The organism is Nocardia terrae, from assembly GCF_009760405.1.
Classification (GTDB): domain Bacteria; phylum Actinomycetota; class Actinomycetes; order Mycobacteriales; family Mycobacteriaceae; genus Nocardia; species Nocardia terrae.
The window spans coordinates 597,966-618,888 of sequence record NZ_WRPP01000006.1 but is presented as its reverse complement, the minus strand read 5'-3'; the positions used below and the strand labels follow the sequence as shown (position 1 = coordinate 618,888).

Annotated in this window: 22 protein-coding genes and 1 tRNA gene; 7 read left to right on the top strand and 16 right to left on the bottom strand. The window is 68.0% G+C overall.

From position 1 onward, the window contains the following. Positions 1–246: 246 nt before the first annotated feature. From GPX89_RS30730 to GPX89_RS30715, 4 genes are read right to left on the bottom strand one after another with little or no spacing between them, the layout of a single operon-like run. Positions 247–534: a hypothetical protein gene (locus GPX89_RS30730; RefSeq protein WP_157391143.1), complete on the bottom strand. Its 288-nt coding sequence runs from the start codon at positions 532–534 to the stop codon at positions 247–249. A gap of 14 nt (positions 535–548) precedes the next feature. After that, a complete protein-coding gene (locus tag GPX89_RS30725) occupies positions 549–1,085 on the bottom strand; it encodes an LpqN/LpqT family lipoprotein (RefSeq protein WP_157391142.1) in 537 nt (178 codons plus the stop codon). Continuing rightward, complete coding sequence (locus GPX89_RS30720; protein ID WP_157391141.1) at positions 1,082–2,383, bottom strand: phage head morphogenesis protein; 1,302 nt, start codon at positions 2,381–2,383, stop codon at positions 1,082–1,084. Before GPX89_RS30720 ends, GPX89_RS30725 begins: the two co-directional genes overlap by 4 nt. Further along, positions 2,380–2,709, bottom strand: a complete 330-nt coding sequence (locus tag GPX89_RS30715) for a WXG100 family type VII secretion target (protein ID WP_157391140.1) — start codon at positions 2,707–2,709, stop codon at positions 2,380–2,382. Before GPX89_RS30715 ends, GPX89_RS30720 begins: the two co-directional genes overlap by 4 nt. Positions 2,710–3,280: 571 nt before the next feature. Between GPX89_RS30715 and GPX89_RS46320 the strand changes: the two genes are divergently transcribed. Together GPX89_RS46320 and GPX89_RS30705 are read left to right on the top strand one after the other, a co-directional pair. Then, complete coding sequence (locus GPX89_RS46320; RefSeq protein WP_198347665.1) at positions 3,281–3,529, top strand: helix-turn-helix transcriptional regulator; 249 nt, start codon at positions 3,281–3,283, stop codon at positions 3,527–3,529. Positions 3,530–3,554: 25 nt separating this feature from the next. After that, positions 3,555–4,853, top strand: coding sequence for a tyrosine-type recombinase/integrase (locus tag GPX89_RS30705; protein ID WP_157391139.1), 1,299 nt, complete (start codon positions 3,555–3,557; stop codon positions 4,851–4,853). A gap of 108 nt (positions 4,854–4,961) precedes the next feature. Here the strand turns inward: GPX89_RS30705 and GPX89_RS30700 are convergent. Next, a tRNA-Asn gene (locus GPX89_RS30700) sits at positions 4,962–5,034 on the bottom strand. A 188-nt stretch (positions 5,035–5,222) separates the two neighbouring features. Between GPX89_RS30700 and GPX89_RS30695 the strand changes: the two genes are divergently transcribed. Then, on the top strand, positions 5,223–5,468 hold the full coding sequence (locus GPX89_RS30695) for a hypothetical protein (RefSeq protein ID WP_033086249.1): 246 nt from the start codon (positions 5,223–5,225) through the stop codon (positions 5,466–5,468). Here GPX89_RS30695 and GPX89_RS30690 read toward each other — a convergent pair. Continuing rightward, positions 5,453–6,013, bottom strand: coding sequence for a class I SAM-dependent methyltransferase (locus GPX89_RS30690; protein WP_407939501.1), 561 nt, complete (start codon positions 6,011–6,013; stop codon positions 5,453–5,455). The genes GPX89_RS30695 and GPX89_RS30690 overlap by 16 nt on opposite strands. A gap of 213 nt (positions 6,014–6,226) precedes the next feature. Next, a complete protein-coding gene (gene dnaG, locus GPX89_RS30685; protein ID WP_328602473.1) occupies positions 6,227–8,140 on the bottom strand; it encodes a DNA primase in 1,914 nt (637 codons plus the stop codon). 97 nt (positions 8,141–8,237) lie between these two features. Here dnaG and GPX89_RS30680 point away from each other — a divergent pair, with 97 nt between their 5' ends. From GPX89_RS30680 to GPX89_RS30670, 3 genes are read left to right on the top strand one after another with little or no spacing between them, the layout of a single operon-like run. After that, positions 8,238–8,828 carry an energy-coupling factor transporter transmembrane component T family protein gene (locus GPX89_RS30680; RefSeq protein ID WP_198347664.1) on the top strand — a complete coding sequence of 197 codons (591 nt, stop codon included), beginning with the start codon at positions 8,238–8,240 and terminating at the stop codon, positions 8,826–8,828. Positions 8,829–8,861: 33 nt separating this feature from the next. Further along, positions 8,862–9,410 carry a biotin transporter BioY gene (locus GPX89_RS30675; protein ID WP_198347663.1) on the top strand — a complete coding sequence of 183 codons (549 nt, stop codon included), beginning with the start codon at positions 8,862–8,864 and terminating at the stop codon, positions 9,408–9,410. After that, the gene (locus GPX89_RS30670; RefSeq protein ID WP_157391138.1) at positions 9,407–10,084 is read left to right on the top strand and encodes an energy-coupling factor ABC transporter ATP-binding protein; all 678 of its coding nucleotides are present in this window, start codon (positions 9,407–9,409) and stop codon (positions 10,082–10,084) included. The genes GPX89_RS30675 and GPX89_RS30670 overlap by 4 nt, the downstream gene beginning before the upstream one ends. 2 nt (positions 10,085–10,086) lie before the next feature. Here GPX89_RS30670 and GPX89_RS30665 read toward each other — a convergent pair whose 3' ends face one another. The 4 genes from GPX89_RS30665 to GPX89_RS30650 are packed head-to-tail and all read right to left on the bottom strand — an operon-like array spanning position 10,087 to position 13,492. Further along, positions 10,087–10,791 carry a HalD/BesD family halogenase gene (locus GPX89_RS30665; protein WP_157391137.1) on the bottom strand — a complete coding sequence of 235 codons (705 nt, stop codon included), beginning with the start codon at positions 10,789–10,791 and terminating at the stop codon, positions 10,087–10,089. Positions 10,792–10,820: 29 nt separating this feature from the next. After that, positions 10,821–12,089 carry a deoxyguanosinetriphosphate triphosphohydrolase gene (locus tag GPX89_RS30660; RefSeq protein ID WP_157391136.1) on the bottom strand — a complete coding sequence of 423 codons (1,269 nt, stop codon included), beginning with the start codon at positions 12,087–12,089 and terminating at the stop codon, positions 10,821–10,823. A 3-nt stretch (positions 12,090–12,092) separates the two neighbouring features. Beyond that, on the bottom strand, positions 12,093–12,752 hold the full coding sequence (locus GPX89_RS30655; protein WP_157391135.1) for a YdcF family protein: 660 nt from the start codon (positions 12,750–12,752) through the stop codon (positions 12,093–12,095). A 44-nt stretch (positions 12,753–12,796) separates the two neighbouring features. Then, a complete protein-coding gene (locus GPX89_RS30650) occupies positions 12,797–13,492 on the bottom strand; it encodes an MBL fold metallo-hydrolase (protein ID WP_157391134.1) in 696 nt (231 codons plus the stop codon). A gap of 61 nt (positions 13,493–13,553) precedes the next feature. Between GPX89_RS30650 and GPX89_RS45605 the strand changes: the two genes are divergently transcribed. Continuing rightward, on the top strand, positions 13,554–15,551 hold the full coding sequence (locus GPX89_RS45605; RefSeq protein ID WP_157391133.1) for a TPM domain-containing protein: 1,998 nt from the start codon (positions 13,554–13,556) through the stop codon (positions 15,549–15,551). A gap of 113 nt (positions 15,552–15,664) precedes the next feature. Here the strand turns inward: GPX89_RS45605 and GPX89_RS30640 are convergent, their stop codons facing one another. The 5 genes from GPX89_RS30640 to GPX89_RS46025 form a co-directional block, all read right to left on the bottom strand. Then, a complete protein-coding gene (locus tag GPX89_RS30640; RefSeq protein WP_157391132.1) occupies positions 15,665–16,270 on the bottom strand; it encodes a response regulator transcription factor in 606 nt (201 codons plus the stop codon). After that, positions 16,267–17,448 (bottom strand): sensor histidine kinase, encoded by a 1,182-nt coding sequence (locus tag GPX89_RS30635; RefSeq protein WP_235948353.1) that lies wholly within the window; start codon positions 17,446–17,448, stop codon positions 16,267–16,269. Before GPX89_RS30635 ends, GPX89_RS30640 begins: the two co-directional genes overlap by 4 nt. A 78-nt stretch (positions 17,449–17,526) precedes the next feature. Next, on the bottom strand, positions 17,527–18,297 hold the full coding sequence (locus GPX89_RS30630) for an ABC transporter permease (protein WP_157391130.1): 771 nt from the start codon (positions 18,295–18,297) through the stop codon (positions 17,527–17,529). Next, entirely contained in the window at positions 18,294–19,244 is a 951-nt protein-coding gene (locus GPX89_RS30625; protein WP_157391129.1) for an ABC transporter ATP-binding protein, read from the bottom strand. The genes GPX89_RS30630 and GPX89_RS30625 overlap by 4 nt, the downstream gene beginning before the upstream one ends. A gap of 89 nt (positions 19,245–19,333) precedes the next feature. Beyond that, the gene (locus GPX89_RS46025) at positions 19,334–20,767 is read right to left on the bottom strand and encodes a molybdopterin-dependent oxidoreductase (RefSeq protein WP_157391128.1); all 1,434 of its coding nucleotides are present in this window, start codon (positions 20,765–20,767) and stop codon (positions 19,334–19,336) included. Positions 20,768–20,923 lie beyond the last annotated feature (156 nt).

Genomic DNA, 20,923 nt, shown 5'->3' with positions numbered 1-20,923 from the left:
TTTTGATACGGCCAATAACAATGCGGATCCATGCAAATTGCTGACCGCTTTTGCGGCCGATGCGGCACCGCTGTTACCGGCTGTATAACTCGCTGGACCTTATTTCGCTACCTCTGTCCGGCTATCGCACGCGGCTGATCTGAAACCCCAGCTTCAAAGCCTCGCCTCGTGAAGGACCTCCCGCCCCTTATTTATATAGGTGGACCTCTCACGCACGACAGGAGCGCTGACCGGACGACTTCTGTGTCAGCTGTGGAATTCGCCCTTCGGGAGTCGAGGGCGTGCGGTGTCCGGCCAGCCGGGCGTCAGCTTCAGTGTCCAGCCCGCGGGTGGGGTGGTGAAGTCCATCCATCGGTCATCGCCCAGCCACAGCGACCACATGTCTTCCTCGGGGAAGTTGCCCATGCGGACGTACAAGGTCTGGTCGGGGGTGTGTCCGATCATCCAGTAGCTGTCGTCGGGGTCTTTGGTGAAGGTGACGGTGGCGGCGAGGGCCGCTTCGAGATCGGTTACTCGGTCCGAGCGTTTGACCATCGGTTCCGGGCCTCTCAGTCCTCGAAGGCGGTGTTGTAGACGATGTCATCGAGCAGGCTACCGAAGCGCGACCGGTCGGCGGTCGTGCCGGTCACCTGCAACAGGTAGGCGATGTTGCCGCGCTCGTAGGCCGCGTACCGGGTCACTGTGTACAGGGTGAGGTCGTCGGCGCGGTAAGTGCCGGATTGGATGGACCATCCGCTGTGGCGGTATTCCGGCAGACAGGTGAGCACGCGTTCCTCTTCCCATCCCGGTAGCCCGCGTGCTTCGGTGAACGCGTGCCCGATGACAGTCGTGAAGAGGTCGACGCCGCTGTTGACGATCGCGCGCGTCAAGACGACCACGAGATTGGTCCGGAACTGTTGTGGTGGTTCGTTTTCCGCGGCGAACACCATCAGGTAGCCCGCGTCTCGACCATCGAATTCCGCCCAAACGGTGGGATCGAGGTCGATGAGGATGCGCCCTGGAATGATGGAGGGGTCCACGATCCGGTGCGGCTGGTGCGCAATGGAATTCAAAGCGGCGTAGATGGTTGTGGCTTGCTCGTTCACGAGAACCACCCACCGATCGTTTTGCCGAACATGCCGCCACCGACTCCTCCGATGACACCGCCGAGAAGCCCGCCGACCGCGACACCGACCGGCCCGCCGAAAGCACCTACCGTCGCGCCGTACTCGGCGCCGATCAACATGCCGCCGACCGCACCCGTTCCGGTGCCGACCGCTTCGGGAATCGACTCGGTCCCGGCCTTCACCTGGTTGTAGCCATCCCACGCCTCATAGGCCACGGCGAGCGGGAGCGCAGCCTTGCCCGCGATGCGCAGCGCCCGGGAGCCGGCCCCGAGCTCGATCGGCGGCGGATCGGCACCCGGTGGTGCGGCTCCTACGCGTGCCCGCACCTCGTCCAGATTGGGCAGCTTCGGATTCTCCGGATCGACGCCCAAACTTGCGTTCACCGATCCTCGGCTTTGGCTCGAGGATTTGATGATGTCCTCGAGCGCTTGTTCGCGAGTCATGCCCTTGCGGGCCATCTTGCTGTCGACGAGCTCGTCGAGGGTCTTGTTCGGCTCGCCTTGGTTGAGGGCGGCCGCCGCATCTCGGTCGGCCATCAGTTCGCGGGCCTTGGACCGTATTTCGTTGCGCAGTTCCTGCGCGATCGTGGCTCGCTGCTCTGTGGTGAGATCGGAATGCGCCAACTGGTCGTTGAGCGCCTTGAGTCGTTTCTCGGCCTCGGCGTAGTAGTTTCGGGTCTCTTCGTTGGTCAGCGAGCCGTCGGGGTAATCGGGCATCCCGAGCGACCCGAGCCCGTATACGCCGGCGATCTCCGGCGTGTGATTGTGTGCTGCGACTGCGGATTCGCTGATCTGTCCGTCCGCGCCGTTGATGGCTTCGGCCAAATCGTCGTCGACCGCCTGGGCGTTGATCAACAGCTGGTTGACCTCGAGTTGCAGGGCGGCACGGTTGGCTTCGATCTTGGCCTGCTCTTTGGCGTCGACCGCGCATACCGCGGCGATGACCTTGCCGTCCTCACCGATCAGCAGCGACTGTTGCTGCGCGGTGGCCCGCAGCGCGGCCAGCTTCTGCTTGACGGCTGTCACTTCGATCGATGCCGTGCTGGCGGCGGTGGCGATGGCGGACACGTGATCGCCGTGCGCATCGAAATCGACCCGTGTTTTGCCGACCGAGAGCTTGGCCGCCTCCGCGGCACCTCCGCCCCAGGTTTGGAAGGTCTGGAGATTGCCCAGATCCTCGCGGCGTTCGCCGCAGTGGTCGGCGTGCGCGGAGCAGACTTGGAACACCCGGTCGAGGTCATCGATGCTCCAGCGATCGATGTCGGCGATCGTGATCATAAGTCGAGCGAGCTCCGCCCCGGCTCATCAACGTACTGATTGAGCTGGTCCCGCCACTCGGAATCTGTCCTGTGCAGTTCCGTCGCCGCCGTGTGGATGTGGGTCGAGTGGTTGTCGAGGTTGCCGGTCAACGCGTTCGCAGAGGAGTGCAGCTTCTCCAGCGCGCCGCTCAATGCCGCTGCCGAGCTGCCGACCCACCCGGAGGCTGCGTCCTCGATCTCCTTGTGCCCTGAGGCGAAGATCCCCGCGCTTTCGTTCGCCCATTGGGTCAGCTGACTGGCCGACGAGCGCATGTCGGCGAATCGGGCGTGCAGTTCATCGGCCACGCGGCAACCCCCGAACTTCTCCCTCTGCTGGCCGAGCAACCATTCGGTTCAACTCCGCGCAGCACTGATCAACATCGGATTTCCGCCACCCTAACCGCCACTGACCTCACCACACAAGATTGGAGCAAACTTCTCGCGACTTCACTCTGGCGGATCCAAACGGCCAGCTCGAGGCTTCCCGAATACTCGATTTTTGTCATCTTTCGAAGTTTCAGGAAAGCCGACCCGGATTTTCGGGGTCAGAGGTGCCAGTACTGGGTGCACGCACAGCCTCGTTCACCCGAAAGGCGGCCCTTATGTCCAGGCCCTGTCACCAGCTCATACACGTAGCTGACCGCCCGCCGGTACCGGTGGTAGGCAACCCCCACCGCCACGCGTTGTGGGTGTCGTGTGCGGCAGGCAGGCCGCAGATCCCGGGCTACATACCCAGCAGGCCCCACAGTATGCGCCGGGTCCACGCCGGGCCGCGCGAAGACCGACTGCTCAGGGGCGACTTGACGATTCAGGCCGTAGGGAGGGTTGATCGTGCCGCGTCCGGATCCCAACCGGCCGATCAGACGGGAACGCGACTGTGACGGCCCGACCGGACTACGAGTGCGACGCTGAAGCTGACCTCGTCGGCAAGCGGTGGCTCACTCGCAAGGAAGCGGGGGAATACCTCGGTGTCCACCCTCGCACCCTCGCGAACTGGGCCGCTGACAGGCACGGGCCCCGCTACTCGAAGCCATCCGGCAAGTCGTGCATGTATCGGCTCGCGGATCTGGACGCCTACCTCGAGATGCACATGGTGCATACCGAGGAGCAACCAGAAGCAGCATGACCCGACCGCGACGAAGGGGACCGGAATGCCAAGGCCAGTAACCGAACTCGGCAGTTACGGTGACATCGGTGCCAAAGAGCAGAAGGACAGCAGGTGGAGAGCCTGGGCCACATTCCGCGACTACGACGGCAAGGGCCGTCTAGTGGAGGCATACGGGCCGACCGAGAGCAAGGCGAAGGCGGAGTTGCGCAAGAAACTCACGGCACGCCAGAAGCAGTACAAAGGCCGCGCGCGTGGCAAGGTCAACCGCGATACGCGTCTCGCGCTCCTCATGGATATGTGGCTCGATGAGATGAAACAAGACGAAGGCATCGGTCAGCAGTCCTTCGACTTGTACAAGAGGGAGATCGAGGCCAGCGAGGACACGCGGGCCAAGAAGGATACGATCAAGCTGCGTCCCACTCTGGGGAATCTTCGTGTGTGGGAAGCGGATACAGGCCGACTCGATGAACACATCCAGTCGATCGTCACCGCCGGACTGAAATCAAAGGCGCGGTTACACAAGGTCATTCTGACCGGCATCATGGGAGTCGCCGTCCGGTACGGGGCCCTGACGGAGAACCCGGTGCGCGACACCTCCCGCATGCGCAGACGTAAGTCCAAGCCCAAAGCCATCGAGCGCGACCGCTTGGACGGCCTGCGTGCTCAGCTTCGGGAGTGGCTGGCGGGGAAAGAGATTCCGGGAACCCCTGCGTATACCCATGGCCCGAAACGAGATCGGCTCGTGCTCGATGTAGCCGATCTGGTCCTCGGCTCCGGCGTGCGCCCCGGAGAAGCGCTGGCTGCATCCTGGGATCAGTTCGATTTCGCTGCGGAGCCAGCGACATTCACCGTCTCGGCGACCGTCGTCAGACTGAACGGGAAGGGGCTCTTCCGGCAGGAGTGGACGAAATCCGATGCCGGGTACCGGATCGTCGCCTTGCCCCCGTTCACAATCCAGATGCTGAAGCGGCTGCGCGACGACCCAACGCATGGCCGGATGTGCAAGGTAAAGGCGCTGCGCGAGGTGGGCGGCAACGTGGTGGAGGAAGAGGACAAGGTCGCGCTCGTCTTTCCTGGCCGCGGTGGGGTGCTTCGCGATCCCCACAACTTCAACCGGACATGGCGGGCTGCCCGTGGCACGCTGTACAAGGACGTGACACAGTACACGTTCCGGAAAGCGGTCGCAACACAGATCGCCGAAGCGTCGGATTCGAAGACTGCCGCCAAACAGTTGGGGCACTCCCGCGAGGGCATCACCGAGCGGCACTACATCGCGTCACCCCAGCAGGCACCGGACTCATCGGCCGTGCTGGAACAGGGATTCGGCACGGCTACCCGCTGACGAACGGTGTGGCGCTGAATTTTTGGTGTTTTCTTGGAAATGGTCGAATCTAACCGATGAAACGAATCAGGCCCCTGACCAGATTCCCTGGTCAGGGGCCTATTCTTGCTCCCCCATCTGGACTCGAACCAGAAACCTGCCGATTAACAGTCGGCTGCTCTGCCAATTGAGCTATAGGGGATTGTTTCCCTGGCCGGTGCCTCTCGGACCGGCCGGAGAAAACTTTAGCGTATCGGTTGTACAGTTCCCAAATCGCGGCTCTACCTGCGGGAACATGGGGGTTGGGGACACGGGGTGCCGGATCGACAGGTGGGGGTGGGGTCGGGCAGGATGTGGGGGCGGAATGGTCTATGGAGGGAGCTTCTCGGGATGCTGCGGTTGATCATCGGTGTGGCGGCTGGGTATGTGCTGGGCGCCAAGGCCGGGCGGGCTCGGTATGAGCAGATCAGTAAGACGACCCGCGCGATCAGTGAGAGTCCTGTCACACGGAAGGTTGTGATGATGGGGCGGCAGAAGCTCTCGGACAAGTTGAGCACCCAGCCAAAGTTGGAGCCGATGGTGCCGCTGGACGAGCGGACCACCATTCTCGTGCCGCAGGATCAGTTGCGTCGCTGAGGCTGCCGGGAATCGTTGCCCGTCAAGAGAATACGCACTATCCCGGCTTTGCGGCGGTACAGGTCGGCGGATTTGATGTCGGCGATCGCGAGCTTGCCGCCGGGCTCGAGCACCCGGACCGCCTCCCGGATCACCTCGGCGCGGCCCGGGTCGCCCTTGATGTTGTGGATGGCCAGGCTGCTGACCACGACGTCGAAGGACTCGTCGGGGAACGGCAGCGCGGTCATGTTCGCCGTGTGCAACTCGACCCGGTCGGCGACGCCTTCCGCGGCCGCATTGCGCTCGGTGACCTCGGCAGCGTTGCCCGATTGGTCGACGCTGCGCCAGAGATCCACGCCGACCGCCCGGCCGTGCGACCCGACCCGCGCGGCCACGGCGAGCAGTACCGCGCCCCGACCGCATCCCAGATCGAGTACCCGCTGCCCCTCTTCCAGGCCGAGCCGATCCAGCACGTCCGCCCAGATCTCGAACTTGCCGCGCAGCGTGGTGCGCAGATACAGGCCCGCGCCCAGTAGCAGGAAGACCCCGATGGCCAACGGCCACACACATGAATCGGACTGTCCGCCACCGAGATCACGATGCCGGCGGCCAGCGCCACCACTCCGCCGAGCCCCCAGCCGATCGGGACGTAGGGTGCGTCGATCCCGTAGGCCCCGCTTCTTCCCCGCACGGACATCTCCGGCTCCTTCACCGATTGGCTTTTACACCAACCGTATTCCGCGATATGCCTGACACCGGGTACATCGCGGTTCCCCGGGCTAGGCGAATTCGCCGCCGTTGCCCATGGCTTGGGTGAGGAGGCTCTTGCGGTACTGCTCCAGGGCGACCAGGTCGCCGAACAAGGCCATGTACGCCTCGGACTGTTCGGTCGAGGAGATGCGCTGGAGCTTGGACTTCAGTTCGGCTACCTGACGCCCCACCCAGGATTCCTGGGTGCGGGCCAGCACGCCGGTGACGAAGCGGGGAATGTCGTCGGCGGTCTTGACCGGGAGCGGCTCGGCGGCCAGTTCGGAGACCAGGGCGCGCATGGTGAGGTCGTCGGTGTTGTCGGCGACCAGGGCGGCCCATTCCGCGCCGTTGACGCCGCTGGCGGTGCCGCCCGCTTCGACGATGGCGGCGCGGACCGCGACGTAGGCTGGGTGGGTGAAGGCTTCGGGCTCGAGGGAGTCGAAGGCGGGGCCCGCGTAGGCCGGGTATTGCAGTGCGGCGGCGAGGGTTTGGCGCTGCGGGAGCAGGGTGGGGTCGTTGGGGTTGGGGCGGGTGGCGGGCTGGGCGGCGGCCTCCTGGCGCGGAGCGCGTTCGGGGATGCCGGGTTTGGCGCCGTTGCCGCCGCGGGCGCCCTTGCGGGCCTCGTCGCCGACGCGGCGGACCACCTGCTGGATGTCGTCCCAGCCGACCCAGCCCGCGAGCTTGGTGGCGTAGGCCTTGCGCAGCGCGAAGTCCTTGATCTGGGCGACCACCGGGACGCCGCGACGCAGCGCCTCGACCTGCCCCTCGGGCGAATCCAGGTTGTGCTCGGCGAGCAGGCCGCGAATGACGAACTCGTACAACGGGACTCGGCGGGCGACCAGGTCGCGGACCGCGCCGTCGCCGTTGCGCTGACGCAGCTCACACGGATCCAGGCCGTCGGGGGCGACGGCGATATAGGTCTGCCCGGCCAGTTTCTGGTCGCCGGAGAACGCCTTCAGGGCGGCGGCCTGACCGGCGGCGTCACCGTCGAAGGTGTAGATGATCTCGCCGCGCCAGAAGTTGTCGTCCATGAGCAGGCGGCGCAGGATCGCGAGGTGCTCGTCGCCGAAGGCGGTGCCGCAGGACGCGACCGCGGTCTTCACCCCGGACAGGTGCATGGCCATGACATCGGTGTAGCCCTCGACGACGACCGCCTGATGCCCCTTGGCGATCTCGCGCTTGGCGTGGTCGAGGCCGAACAGCACCTGGGACTTCTTGTACAGCAACGTTTCCGAGGTGTTGATGTACTTGGCGGTCATGGTGTCGTCGTCGTACAGCCGTCGCGCACCGAAGCCGATGACCTCGCCGCCGAGATTGCGGATGGGCCACAGCAGGCGGCGGTGGAAGCGGTCCATGGGGCCGCGCTGGCCCTGCTTGGACAGGCCCGCGGCCTCCAGCTCCTTGAAGTCGAAACCCTTGCGCAGCAGGTGCTTTGTGAGCGTGTCCCAGCCGCTGGGGGCGTAGCCGCAGCCGAACTGGCGGGCGGCGTTGTGGTCGAAGTTGCGGTCGGTGAGGTACTTGCGGGCCGCCTCGGCCTGATGCTCGCCGAGTTGCGCCATGTAGAACTCGTGCGCGGCGGCATTGGCGGCGACCAGGCGGGCGCGGGTGCCGCGGTCACGCTGCACGGAGGTGCCGCCACCCTCGTAAGTGATCTTGTAGCCGACCTTGTCGGCCAACTGCTCGACGGCCTCGACGAACCCGATGTGCTCGAGCTTCTGCAGGAACGCGAACGCGTCGCCGCCCTCACCGCAGCCGAAGCAGTGGAAGACGCCGTGATTCGGGCGGACGTGGAACGACGGGGACTTCTCGTCGTGGAACGGGCACAGCCCCTTCATCGAGTCCGCACCGGCGCGTTTGAGGGTGACGTACTCCCCCACGACATCCTCGATCCGGACACGTTCACGAATCGCCGCGATATCGCGGTCCGGAATACGGCCTGCCACGCGACGAGTCTAGCCTCGCCCCACCGACACACTGGACCGGGACGCACGCCTGGACGCCGGACCGAATGCCCGTTCCGGCGCATGCCAGGATCTATCGGTGCTCAGCCTGTACCACGACGCCCGGACGCCGGTGCATACCGTGCCCGCCGGCGCGAAACTGCTGGTGCTGGCGGTCGCGGGGACGGCGCTGTTCTTCGTGCCGTCGATCGTGTGGCCGGCGGTCGCGCTCGCGGTGGTGCTGGGTTCGTATGCGGTGGCCCGCATTCCGTGGCGCACGACCGGGCGGCAGGTACTCGGGCTCGCGCCGTTCCTCGCGCTGATCATGGTCGCGCAGGTGATCTTCACCGGCTGGCAGAGCGCGATCCTGGTCGGAGAACGCCTGCTCACCCTGGTTCTGCTAGCGAATCTGGTGACCCTGACCACACGCACCTCGGCCATGATCGAGACCATCGAGCGACTGCTCCAGCCGCTGCGGCCGCTGGGCGTGCGCCCCGAACGCGTCGGACTGCTGGTCGCCATGACCATTCGATTCATCCCGGTCATCCGTGAGCAGGCCCAGCTGGTTCGCGACGCCCAGCGCGCCCGCGGCATCGAACGCAGCACGGTCTTCCTGGTTCCGCTATTGATCCGCACACTCCGCATGGCCGATGGCGTCGGCGAGGCGCTCGACGCTCGCGGCCTGGACTGAACCGTCCGAACACCCGCCATTTAGGATGCCTCGGTGCGTAGTAGGGATTTGGCGCAGATCGCGCTGTTCGCGGCAATCATGGTGGTTCTGGGCTTCTTCCCGCTGATCCAGTTGCCGGGTGCGTTCGCGCCGTTCACCTCGCAAACCCTCGGCGTCATCCTCGCCGGGTCGATCCTGGGCGCCAAGCGCGGCGCGCTGGCGATCCTGTTGTTCGATGTGCTCGTCTTCATCGGCCTGCCGGTGCTGCCGGGCGGGCGCGGCGGGCTGTCGGTGATCATGGGTCCGACGGGTGGGTTCGTGATCGCCTATCCGATCGGCGCGTTCGTGATCGGGTGGCTCACCGAACGGGTGTACCGGCACTACAACATCTACTTCGCGCTGTCGATCAACTTCCTGGGCGGCGCGATCGTGCTGTACGCCATCGGGATTCCGTGGATGGCGGCCGCCGCGCACATCTCGCTGGCCAAGGCGTTCACCACCTCCGTCGCGTTCCTCCCGGGTGACATCGTCAAGACCGTGATCGGGTCGGCCGCCGCGGTGGCGGTCCGCCGGGCGTATCCGATGATTCCGGCTCGCGCATGATCGAGATCGAGGGCGTCTCCCACCGCTTCGGGGAGCGCGAAGTCCTCAGCGGCCTCGAGCTGACCTTGAACGAGAACCGGATCGCCGTCATCGGCGCCAACGGCTCGGGCAAGTCCACTTTCGCGCGCCTGCTCAACGGCCTGCAGGTGCCCAGCGAAGGGCGGGTCACCGTCGACGGTCTCGATACCCGCAAGCAGGGCAAGGCCGTTCGCAAACTGGTCGGATTCGTCTTCCAGGATCCCGATGTACAGATCGTCATGCCGACGGTCGCCGAGGACCTCGCCTTCGGGCTCAAGCACCACGGCGTCGCCAAATCCGAGATCCCCGAGCGGGTCTCGCACGCGCTCGCCGAGTACGGGCTGGCCGAATTCCACGATCACCCCGCACATCTGCTCAGCGGCGGGCAGAAGCAGCTGCTGGCCATCGCCGCGGTCCTGTCGGTCCGCCCGAAGTACATCGTCTTCGACGAGCCGACGACCCTGCTGGACCTGCGCAACAAGCGCCGCATTTCCCGCCTGCTGCACGAGCTTCCGCAGCAGCTGATCGTGGTCTCGCACGATCTGGACCTGCTCGCCGATTTCGATCGCGTCCTGGTCTTCGACGAGGGCCGCCTGGTGGCCGACGGCCCGCCCGCCGCGACCATCCCCGGCTACGTGGCCATGCACGCGAACTGAACTCAGTCCTCCCGCCCGAACAGATGCCGCCGCACATGCGCGTTCAGCTTCTGCCCCGGCCGGGAATTGAACGCCATGTGCACGCTCACCCGCGGAATCTCCCCCTGCACCGGCGTCACCCGATGCCGGGAGCGCCGCCCGGCGTGCAGCACCAGCGTTCCCGGCACGGTCGGCAGCATCTTCACCATGTGCCGGTGCCGCATCGGCAGCCCACCCCCGCGCTCGATGAAAGCCCCGGGCAGCGGTATGTATTCGAGCCCGCCGCCCCGCTCCGGCGCGACGACGTGCAGCATCACCGTGTAATCCGACATGTCGTAATGCCAGTCCTGCACGTCGCCGTTCTCGTGGATCTGCACGGTCATCGCGCCGAGTTCGTCGGCCGAGCGGTACGCCTGCTCCCCCACCAGATGGGACACGAACTCCCGCAACGGTTCCCAGTGGTAGAGCGCCTTCAACGGCGAGGAGTCCGGAATCCGGTCGTAGGCCACGGTGTATTCGAATCGCATGGCGTCGCCGAGCCCGTCGGACAGCACGTCCGCGGCCATCTCGGTGACCGCCGCGGGCCGCAGGAATTCGGGCAGCACGGTGACACCGCTGACCAGGAAGTCCGCCTGGGACCGTTCGATCACCTCGCGCAGGCGTGCGACCGACCGCCGGTCCAGCGGGTATCTGTCCAGGTCGACAATGCCGTCCACCTCGCGTGTCATCGCGCCCCCTGCCGCTGGATTCGCCGGACTCAGGGTATCGCGGCGGCGACGCGTTCCAGGCGGCTCTCGGTGTAGGAGGCGATCTGGTCGACGATCACGCGGATGCGGGCGGTGTCGTCGCCGGCCTCCTCCCACCAGGGCAGCAGCAGCCGGTCCAGGCCGCGCGGGGCGGCCTCGAGCAGGCGGTTGGCGACCAGCAGGATGCGTTCGCGCTGCCCGGCTTGACGGACCCGGTGGATGGGGTCTGAGAGCACGTAGCGCAAGGCCATGGTCTTGAGCACCGCGACCTCGCTGGCCACGACGCGCGGGACTTCCAGATCGGCCGCGTAGCGCGACAATTGGCGGCCGCCCCAGGCGGCGCGGGTGGCCTCGACGGCGGCGGTGGCGAAGCGGCCCACCAGATCGCTGGTCAGGCGTTTCAACGCCACGGAGGCGCGCAGCGAGCCGTCGTATTCGGCCGCGCCGGAGACCACGGGCATCTCGGAGAGCCGCTGGGCTGCGGCCACCAGTTCGTCGACGGTCAGCGAAGGGTGCTGGCGCGCACCGAGTTCGGCCAGCGCCAGCTGTTCGACCGGGTCGGCCAGCGCGCGCAGGTCGATGCGGCCCACGATCACCCCGTCCTCGACGTCGTGCACCGAGTACGCGACATCGTCGGACCAGTCCATGATCTGCGATTCCAGGCATTGCCGACGGTCGGGCGCGCCCTTGCGGACCCAGTCCAGGCGGTCCATGTCCACGCCGTAGGCGCCGAATTTGGAGCCGGGACCCGTTCTGCCCCAGGGGTATTTGATGACGGCGTCGAGGGCGGCGCGGGTCGGGTTGAGCCCGAAGCTGTTGCCCTGATCGTCGATCACCTTCGGCTCGAGCCGGGTCAGGATGCGCAGGTTCTGGGCGTTGCCCTCGAAACCGCCGTGCCGGTCGGCGAATTGGTCCAGGGCCTTCTCGCCGTTGTGGCCGTAGGGCGGATGCCCGATATCGTGCGCCAGCCCGGCCAGATCCACCAGATCCGGATCACAGCCCAGGCTGTCGGCGATGCTGCGCCCGATCTGCGCGACCTCGAGCGAATGCGTGAGGCGGGTGCGCGGGGTGTCGCCGTCGCGCGGACCCATCACCTGCGTCTTGTCCGCCAGCCGCCGCAGCGCCGCGGAGTGCAGCACGCGCGCTCGATCCCGCGCGAACTCGCTGCGCCGCGCGGGGCACGGCGACCAGCTCAGTCCGGCGGTCTTGTCGGGCTCGGGCACCATGCGCTCCCGATCGGCCTCGCCGTACACCCGGTCATAGTCGATGCGCGCGTTCATAACTCACTGATCCGCCGTGTACTTGAAGTCCGCCGAGTAGTGGGTCAGCTGATACCACAGCAGCGCGAAGGTCTCGCGGAAGATGCCGTGCGCCTGCGATTCCCGGGTGTACACCGCCGGACCCGTCCGGGTGGGCGCGGTCCAGGCGCGGAGCCCGGCATCACGGGTCATGGTGCGGGTGCGCAGGGAATGCCACGGGTCGCTGACCAGTACCACCGACGTCTTGCCGCGCGCCAGCAGGGCTTTCGACACCGCCTCGATGCTCTGCAGGGTGTCGGAACCGGTCTCGACGGCCAGGATCCGATCCTCCGGCACGCCGTGGTCCTTGAGGTAGTTCTTGCCGGAGGCCGCCTCGGTGTAGTTGTCGCCGACCTGTTTGCCGCCCACGGTGACGATCATGGGCGCGATCTGTTTGCGGTACAGCTTGGCCGCCTGATCCAGCCGCGCCTGGAAGACCGAGGACGGGGTGCCGTCGTACTGGGCCGCGCCCAGCACCACGATGGCGTCCGCCGGGGAGTAGTCGTCGATGCGGGCCACCTGCCAGACCCGCACGGCCGTACCGCCCACCACCAGGACACCCATGACGAGCGCGCCGAGCAGCAGCCGGCGCGTCCAGCGCCAGACGCCGCTCACGCATCCTTGCGCGGGGGTGGGTTCGGTCATATCGCGAACCAGCCAATCCGGTTCGACGGGACGATTGCGGAGTTTTACCAACCGCGTCGCCGCCACTCGGGCAATTGCGGGCGCTCGGCACCGAGGGTGGTGTCGTCGCCGTGGCCCGGGTACACCGCGGTGTCGTCCGGGTAGCGGTCGAACAGCTTGGACTCCACATCGCCGAGCAGCGAGGTGAACTGCTCGGGGCTGAGGGTCCGGCCCACGCCGCCGGGGAACAGCGAGTCACCGGTGAACAGATGGGTGCGGCCCGCGCCGTCGGTGAGCGCCAGGGCCACCGAGCCGGGGGTGTGGCCGCGCAGGTGGATGGCCTCGAGTTCGAGGTCGCCGACCTGGACCTTGTCGCCGTCGGCCAGCAGCCGGTCCGGTTTCACGGGTAGCGGATCGGCGTCGAGTCTGTGGGCGGCGGTGGGAATCTCGGTCGCCGACACCACATCCGGCAGCGCCACCCAGTGGTCGCGGTGCTGATGGGTGGTGACGATGAGCTCCACGCGGCCGGGGGCCTCCTGGCCGATGAGCTCGAGAATCCGCTCCGCCTCGTTGGCCGCGTCGATCAGCAGCGTCGCGCCGGTCGCGGTGCACTGCACCAGGTAGGTGTTGTTGTCCATGCCGCCGACGGACATTTTCACGATGCGCGCGCCCGGGACCTCACGCCGCTGGGGGTTGGAGCCGGGGGTGACGTGTCCCGTGTAGGGAGAATCGATCGTGATCACGCCACCGATCGTAGTCATGGCCGCCGACACAGTGTGCGGAAGAAACCGACCCTTCGCATTCCACAGTTAGATTCAGAGGATGCGGCTATCGAAGCAGCTGTGCCTCGTCGTCACCGGCTTGCTCTTGGCGCTGGCTCTGGTCGGCGGGCGCGCCGCACCGGCGTTCGCCGACGAGCCGCTGCGGCTACCCGGTTACGTGACCGACAATGCCGGTGCGCTCGATCGCGGGCAGACCGCGGAGCTGCAGCAGGCCATCGACTCGCTGTACTCGCGCGACCACGAACGGCTGTGGGTCGTCTACGTGCGGAATTTCCATGGGATGGACTCGCATTCGTGGGGCGAGCAGACGGCTCGGCTGTCCGGATTCGGGGATCGGGACGTGCTGCTGTCGGTGGCGGTGGACGATCGCGCGTACGCCTTCACCGGGACGATCCCGAAATCGGTCAGCGACAAGGAGCTCGACCGGATCCTGATCGACCAGGTCGAACCGAAGCTGCGAGCCGGGGATTGGGCCCGAGCCGGATTGGCCGCGGCGAACGGGCTCTCGCACGCCATGAGCGGTTCGAGCGGGGTCGGGATCGGGAAGCTGCTGCTGATCGCGCTCGTGGTGGTGCTGGCGGTGCTCGCGGTCTGGCTGTGGTCGCGGCGGCGCACGGTTCGCCGGGAGCACGCGGTCATGAAATCGGCGCGCCAGACCGATCCGACCGATACCGCCGCGCTGGAGGCCCTCCCGCTGGTGATCCTCGACGCCCTGTCCAAGGAGACGCTGGTCGACACCGACAACGCGATCCGCACCAGCACCGAGGAATTGCGGCTGGCCACCGACGAATTCGGGGCCGTGGCCACCGCGCCGTTCACCGCCGCGCTCGAGGCCGCGAAAAAGGCGCTGGCCAAGGCGTTCTCGATCCGGCAGGAGCTCGACGACGACATCCCCGAGACCCCGGATCAGCAGCAGCGCATGCTGATCGAGCTGATCTCGAGCTGCGGCAGCGCCGATCGGGATCTCGACGCCAAGGTCAGCGAGTTCGACGCCATGCGCAACCTGCTCATCAATGCCGGCGACCGGCTCGACGCGCTGACCCGGGATCTGGTGGAGCTGACCGCCCGCCTACCCGGATCGCAAGCCACGCTGAGGCAATTGGTGGCCGACCATCCCGCGTCGGTGCTGGAGCCGATCCACGACAACGTGACCATGGCGCAGGAGCGAATCGGCTTCGCGGAGCGGACGATCGATGACGGCCGCGACGCGGTGGCCAAACCCGTCGGGCAGCAGGGCGCGGCCGTCGCCGACATCCGCGCCGCCGAATCCGCCGTCGACGCCGCACGAACCCTGCTCGACGCGGTCGACAACGCCGCCACCGATATCGACCAGGCGCGCGCCGGACTGCCCGGCATGATCGAGGAACTCCGCCACGACCTGGCCCAGGCGGCCGAACTGTCCCCACACGGCGACACCGAATTGTCCACGGCCACAGCCGCCGCCCGCGCCGCGCTGGACCGGGCCACCGCGGACGCGAACACCAACCCGCTGGGCGTCTTCCATCAGGCCGTCACCGCCGACACCGCCCTGGACCAGGCCATAGCCGCCGCCACCGACCGCAAGCGCGCGGCCGACGAACTGCGCCGCCGCCTCGACCAGACCCTGACCGCCGCCCGCAGTCAGATCACCGCGGCCGCCGACTTCATCAGCACCCGCCGCGGCGGCATCGACGCCGACCCCCGCACCCGCCTCGCCGAAGCCCAGCGCAGTCTGCAACAGGCCGAACAACTCTCGACCTCCGACCCCACCCGGGCCCTGCAATCCGCCCAGCGCGCAGCCGAACTCGGCTCCCGCGCCCTCCTCACCGCCCAAGCCGCCGTCCGCGACTGGCAGGCCCAACAACAACGCCTCGCCGGTCCCCCCTCCGGGTCCCCCACCGGCGCCATCCTCGGCGGCATCCTCATCGACGGCATGCTCCGCGGCATGGGCAACCAATCCCGCCGCGGCGGCGGCAATTTCAGCGGCGGATCCTACGGCCCCGGCTCCTTCGGCGGCTCCGACGGCTCCCGCCGCATCAGCCGCGGCGGCCGCTTCTGACCCACCCGCCGATCGGGTCGATTGGGCCTGAACGTGCACCGAAGCACCGAAATTGGCGGTAAACCGTCTTCCGGCAGGGAATTGTGCATCAATGGGCCCACTGCGCTGCGGGGTCAGAGCCAGCCGAGGCGTTCGGCGGCTCGGACGGCCTCGGCCCGGGTGCGGGTGCCGGTTTTGCCGATGGCGGAGGAGAGGTGGTTGCGGACCGTGCCCTCGGACAGGTGCAGCTGCTTGGCTATGGCGGCGGCGGTGGCGCCGTCGGCCGCGGCGGCGAGGACTTCGCGTTCGCGGGCCGTCAGGGGGGAGGTTCCGGCGGTGAGGGTTTCGGTGGCCAGCGCCGGGTCGACTACGCGCAGGCCCATGTGGACTCGGCGGACGGCGTCGGCCAGTTCGCGAGCGGGGGTGTCCTTGACGACGAAACCGGAGGCGCCCGCGTCGATGGCGCGGCGGAGGTAGCCGGGGCGGCCGAAGGTGGTGACCATGAGGATGCGGACGGTGGGGTGGGCGGCGTGGAGCTGGGCGGCGGCGGAGATGCCGTCCAGGCCGGGCATTTCGACGTCGAGCAGGGCCACGTCGGGGGTGGTGCGTTCGACCGCGGCGAGGACTTCGTCGCCGCGGCCCACCTCGGCCACCACGTCCAGGTCAGGTTCGAGATTGAGGAGGGCGGCCAGGGCGCCGCGGACCAGCGCCTGGTCGTCGGCGAGCAGCAGTTTGATCATTCCGGCTCCTTGGTCGTCTCCGGAAAGCTTGCCAGCACGCGTAATCCGCCTTCCGGGCGGTTGGCGAGGGTGAGGGTGCCGCCGGTGGCGCGGACCCGCTCGTGCAAGCCGGACAGGCCCGAGCCGTTCTGGGCGGCGTCGGCCATGCCGACGCCGTCGTCGGACACCTCGAGGCTGGTGGGGGTCACCCGCACCCAGCAGTGTTCGGCGCCGCTGTGCCGCACCACATTGGTGACGGCCTCGCGCAGCACCCAGCCGAACACCACGCCGTGGCGGATCGGCAGGTCACCGGATTCCGGGAGCTCGGCCTCGATTTCGGCGGCGCGCAGGGCGGTACGGGCATTGGCCAGCTCGCCCGGCAACGACACCTCGCGCAATCCGCCGACGGTGCTGCGCACTCCGGCGAGCGCTTCGCGGGCGAGCCGCTCGACATCGGCCATCTCCGCACGGGCGCGCTCCGGGTCCAATTCGAGCAGCCGTTGTGCCAGTTCGGTTTTCACGGTGATGACGGTGAGCGAATGCCCGAGGATGTCGTGCACGTCGCGCGCCACCCGGTTGCGTTCCTCGATGATGGCCAGCTCCGCGCGATGCTGGCGGGCGGTGGCCTGTAGCCGCTGGCCGCGTTTGCCGACCTCGCGGAGCAGCCACACCACCAGCGGGATGAAAGCCAGATAGAACGGCGGACCGTGCATCCCGACGATGAGGACGGTCGTGCCCAACATGATCACGACCACCAGCCCGACCGCAGCGGCGGACTGCCGGCTCGGCAGCATGATGGAGGCGACCACACCGACATAGATGAAGACCGGTACCGCGGTGGCGCCCGCCAGCAGCATCAATACCACGGCCACTACCGACATGATTCCCAGCAACAGCCACACCCGGGACTTCGCCGGGGCCGGTCGCGGCGGCTCGTCGTCCGAGTCCGGCTGCCAGAAGACGATGAACGCGGCCACCACCAGGAGCCCGAACAGCACCACCGTCGCGCCGCCCAGCCCAGCCCTCAGGTGATGGCCCTCCCGCCAGATCTCGTGCAGTGGCGCGTACAGCCAGACCAGCCACAATGTCGCCATCGCACTGCTGAAGACCCCTTTGCGCGTCCGGCTCGGTCCGCTCGCATTGACTCCCGCGACCCGGTCCAGTAGCGCGGACACCCGTGCCGAAAGACTGGATCTCATGCGACCTCGTCTCGCCAGTTCACGAACCCGGACGCTACCGCAGGCGGCAGGCATCCGGGTTCGGGAGCGGTCGGCATCTCAGCGCGCCGTGTCACGCCGGAACAGCACCGCGGAGCCGATGGTGAAGATGGCCGCCCAGGCCAGGACGTTCACGATGGCGAGCACCACCCCGGCGGCGCTGGGCTCGGCGAAGGGCGCGCGGGCCAGGGTCGCGATGCCATTGGTGGGCACGACCTTCGAGACGGTGTCGAACCAGCCGTGCAGCGGCATGAACAGCCCGCCCGCGAAGGACAGCAGGGCCAGGCTCACACCCAGCAACTGCATGACGTTCTCCGCGGGCAGCAGGTAGCCGACGAACAGGCCGAAGGCGGCGAACACCAGCGAGCCGATCCAGGCGAGCAGGAAGCAGCTCACCCACGCCGAGGCGGGCAGCTGCGCGCCGAGGAACGCCCCGGCTACGAAAACCACGGTGACAGACAGCAATCCGAGCACCATGGCCACGGCGATCTTGGTGGCGATATAGGCCAGCGGTTGCAGCGGGGTCAGGCGCAACTGGCGGCTCCAGCCCGCCGCGCGCTCCACGGAGACCCGGGCCGCGCCCGTGGTGGTGGCCAGCAGCGCGCCGTACACGGCCATGGAAACCATCACGTAGCCGGTGACGTTGCCGGACCCCACCGATTCGGTCCTGTTCGCGGAAGTCGTTCCGAAGATGATGAAGAAGAGCGGCGGCATCACCAAGGCGAAGATCAAGGTGCGCTTGTCGCGGAGAGTGCGGCGCAGTTCCAAGCCCAGAAAGGCGGGCTGGAATCCGCCGACGGTCCGGGCGGGCCGGGTCTCGAGGGTAGTCATCGCTGGTCTCCCGTCGTGGTCAGGGCGAGGAACGCGTCCTCGAGGTTGTGGGCCGAGATCTCCAGGTCGACGGCCGGGGTGGCGGTCAGCAGGTACCGGGCGACCACATCGGAATCCTTGGCGCGCACGATGATTCGATCGCCGCGCTGCTCGACCCGGTCGACGCCCGGCAGAGCCAGCAGCCGCGCGGAGTCGGCGGCGGGCAGGGTGGCGCTGACGGTGCGCCCGGCCGCCAGGTTCTTGATCTGCGCGGCACTGCCGTCGGCGACCACTCGCCCGGCCCGCACCAGCACGATGCGGTCGGCGTAGGCGTCGGCCTCGTCGAGGTAGTGGGTGGCGAACAGCACGGTGCGGCCGCGACGGGCGTCCTGGCGGATGGCGTGCCAGAAGTCGCGCCGCCCTTCGACATCCATGCCGGTGGTGGGTTCGTCCAGCACGAGGAGTTCCGGGTCGGGCAGCAGCGCCAGGGCGAAGCGCAGCCGTTGCTGTTGTCCGCCCGAGCATTTGCCGACGAGCCGGTCGGCGATGTCGTCGATACCGGCCCGCACCAGCACCTCCGTGACCGGGCGCGGGTGGGCGTGCAGGGTGGCGATCAGGCGCACGGTCTCGCCGACGGTCAGATCCGGGAGCAGGCCGCCCGACTGCAGGACCGCCGAAACCCGGCCCGCCGCAATGGCATCCGACGGCGATCCGCCGAATACCCGCACCTCCCCCGAATCCGGCCGGGTCAGGCCGAGCAGCATGTCGATGGTGGTCGTCTTGCCCGCGCCGTTCGGTCCGAGGAAAGCGACGATCTCCCCCGGACGCACCGTCAGGTCCAGTCCGTCCACGGCCCGCACCGTGCCACCGGGTGAGCCGAAGGTCTTGACCAGTCCCCGGAACTCGATGGCCGGAACAGCCGTGTGCACGGGCCGACCGGCCTCTATGCCATTGGCAGTAGCGTTCATATCTCTACTGTCGGCCGAGCCGGGCCCCGGTACCTCGCACGTCCGTCACCACTACCGCATGACAGATGTCATGCCCGCGCGCCCGATCGCTACGCGGTGACGGTGACCGTGTGCAGGCCGCCCGGCCCCAGCGGGAAGGGCGGGCGTTCCCCGGCGTCCTGGACCTCGCCGGAGCGGCTGGTCACGCGGGCCTGGATGGTGTGGATGCCCGGCGGCAGGTCGACGACGGTGCTCCAGCGCCGCCAGGCGGCCGGGGCCATTTCGGAGCCGAGTTCCACCGGCAGCCAGTCGGTTTCGTCGATGCGGATGTCGACGGCCGAAACCCCTCGCGGCGGAGCCCAGGCCACGCCCGCGACGGTGAACTTGCTCGAACCCGAACGGGCCGTGGCCACGTCGATGCGGGCCTGCGGGCGCACCCACAGCGGTTCGGCGGGCCAGCCGCGCTTCCACCAGTAGTCGACGTGGCTGTCGTCGGCCAGTTCGAGTTCGGTGAGCCATTTCGCGCCGGAGTACTGGCCGTAGATGCCGGGCACGAAAACCCGTGCGGGGAAGCCGTGTTCGGGCGGCAGCGGTTCGCCGTTCATGCCGATGACCAGGTAGCCGGGCCATTCTCCGGTGCGCAGCGGCTCCAGCGGCAGCGAGATGGTGTAGCCGTCGACGGCACGGGTGACCAGGCGGGTCGCGGTGGAGTCGGGTACGGCGTGGTCGAGCAGCGCGGTCAGCGGGACGCCGAACCAGCGGGCATTGCCGCAGCGGCCGGAGCCGACGGTGTTGTGCACGCACACCATCACCGCGTCGAATTCGACCGCCTGCTCGGCCAGATCGGCCAGCGACAGCCGCAGATCGTGGGCGACGAGCCCGCCGATGGACAGCCGCCAGCGGGTCGGGTCGATACGTGGCGGACGCGAATTCACGTCCGCCACATAGAATTTGCTCGCCGCGGTGATCAACGGCGACAGGCCGGGCTCGGTGCCGATGCCGTCCTCGGGGACCGGCACGTGCGCACCCATCGGGCCGACCCGGCGCGCCCGCTCGCTGTGCCGGAGGTCGTCGCGCCGCACCAGCACTTCGGCCGCCGCCAGCATCCCGGTTCCGGCTGCCGCCCAGAGCAATTCGCGGACCGGACCGGTCGGCTGCCGCCGGAGTCCGGCCCGCAGCACCGCCGCGGCGGCGATACCGCCGAGCGCCCCGGGCACCGAACGGTTGGCGCTGCGCAGCGCCGCGGCCGCGGTCCCGGCCCCGAAGGCGGCCGCGGCGGGCGTCCGCAGCCTTCGCGGCAGCCGTGCCATGACGGCCGCCGCGGTGACACCGCCCAGTGCGACGCCCAGACGCGTCATCTCCTTGTCGTGTTCACCGGCCCGCGCCACCATGGTCTCGACCACCTGCACGGGTACGTAGTCGGCTCCCAGCCGCCCCAGCCCGTCGAGCATGGACCCGCCCCTGGCCGCGGCGAGCAACTCGCCCGCGCCGAGCGCGCCCAGCCCCACCGCCGCCGCCCCCAGCAGTCGCTGTCTCTTGTTCACCGACACCTGCCCGCTCACCGACACTCGCTCGAACCTTCCGTAGCCGACGGGGTTTCCAGCGCCCATTCTTCCCCAGTCGCAGGATGCCCACCGGCCGTTCCCTGTCACCGGCCGTTACTCTGCACCCGCCATCGGCCAGCCCCGCCGGCCCTCACC

What these genes read in the sequence shown, in the direction of transcription:
- GPX89_RS30665 (WP_157391137.1), bottom strand. Translation starts at nt 10,791, where the DNA reads ATGACACGCGAGGTGGACGGCATTGTCGACCTGGACAGATACCCGCTG.
- GPX89_RS30670 (WP_157391138.1), top strand. Translation starts at nt 9,407, where the DNA reads ATGATCGAGATCGAGGGCGTCTCCCACCGCTTCGGGGAGCGCGAAGTC.
- GPX89_RS45605 (WP_157391133.1), top strand. Translation starts at nt 13,554, where the DNA reads ATGCGGCTATCGAAGCAGCTGTGCCTCGTCGTCACCGGCTTGCTCTTG.
- GPX89_RS30630 (WP_157391130.1), bottom strand. Translation starts at nt 18,297, where the DNA reads ATGACTACCCTCGAGACCCGGCCCGCCCGGACCGTCGGCGGATTCCAG.
- GPX89_RS30635 (WP_235948353.1), bottom strand. Translation starts at nt 17,448, where the DNA reads ATGAGATCCAGTCTTTCGGCACGGGTGTCCGCGCTACTGGACCGGGTC.
- GPX89_RS30730 (WP_157391143.1), bottom strand. Translation starts at nt 534, where the DNA reads ATGGTCAAACGCTCGGACCGAGTAACCGATCTCGAAGCGGCCCTCGCC.
- GPX89_RS30640 (WP_157391132.1), bottom strand. Translation starts at nt 16,270, where the DNA reads ATGATCAAACTGCTGCTCGCCGACGACCAGGCGCTGGTCCGCGGCGCC.
- GPX89_RS30650 (WP_157391134.1), bottom strand. Translation starts at nt 13,492, where the DNA reads ATGACTACGATCGGTGGCGTGATCACGATCGATTCTCCCTACACGGGA.
- GPX89_RS30720 (WP_157391141.1), bottom strand. Translation starts at nt 2,383, where the DNA reads ATGATCACGATCGCCGACATCGATCGCTGGAGCATCGATGACCTCGAC.
- GPX89_RS30655 (WP_157391135.1), bottom strand. Translation starts at nt 12,752, where the DNA reads ATGACCGAACCCACCCCCGCGCAAGGATGCGTGAGCGGCGTCTGGCGC.
- GPX89_RS30660 (WP_157391136.1), bottom strand. Translation starts at nt 12,089, where the DNA reads ATGAACGCGCGCATCGACTATGACCGGGTGTACGGCGAGGCCGATCGG.
- GPX89_RS30625 (WP_157391129.1), bottom strand. Translation starts at nt 19,244, where the DNA reads ATGAACGCTACTGCCAATGGCATAGAGGCCGGTCGGCCCGTGCACACG.
- GPX89_RS30705 (WP_157391139.1), top strand. Translation starts at nt 3,555, where the DNA reads ATGCCAAGGCCAGTAACCGAACTCGGCAGTTACGGTGACATCGGTGCC.
- GPX89_RS30695 (WP_033086249.1), top strand. Translation starts at nt 5,223, where the DNA reads ATGCTGCGGTTGATCATCGGTGTGGCGGCTGGGTATGTGCTGGGCGCC.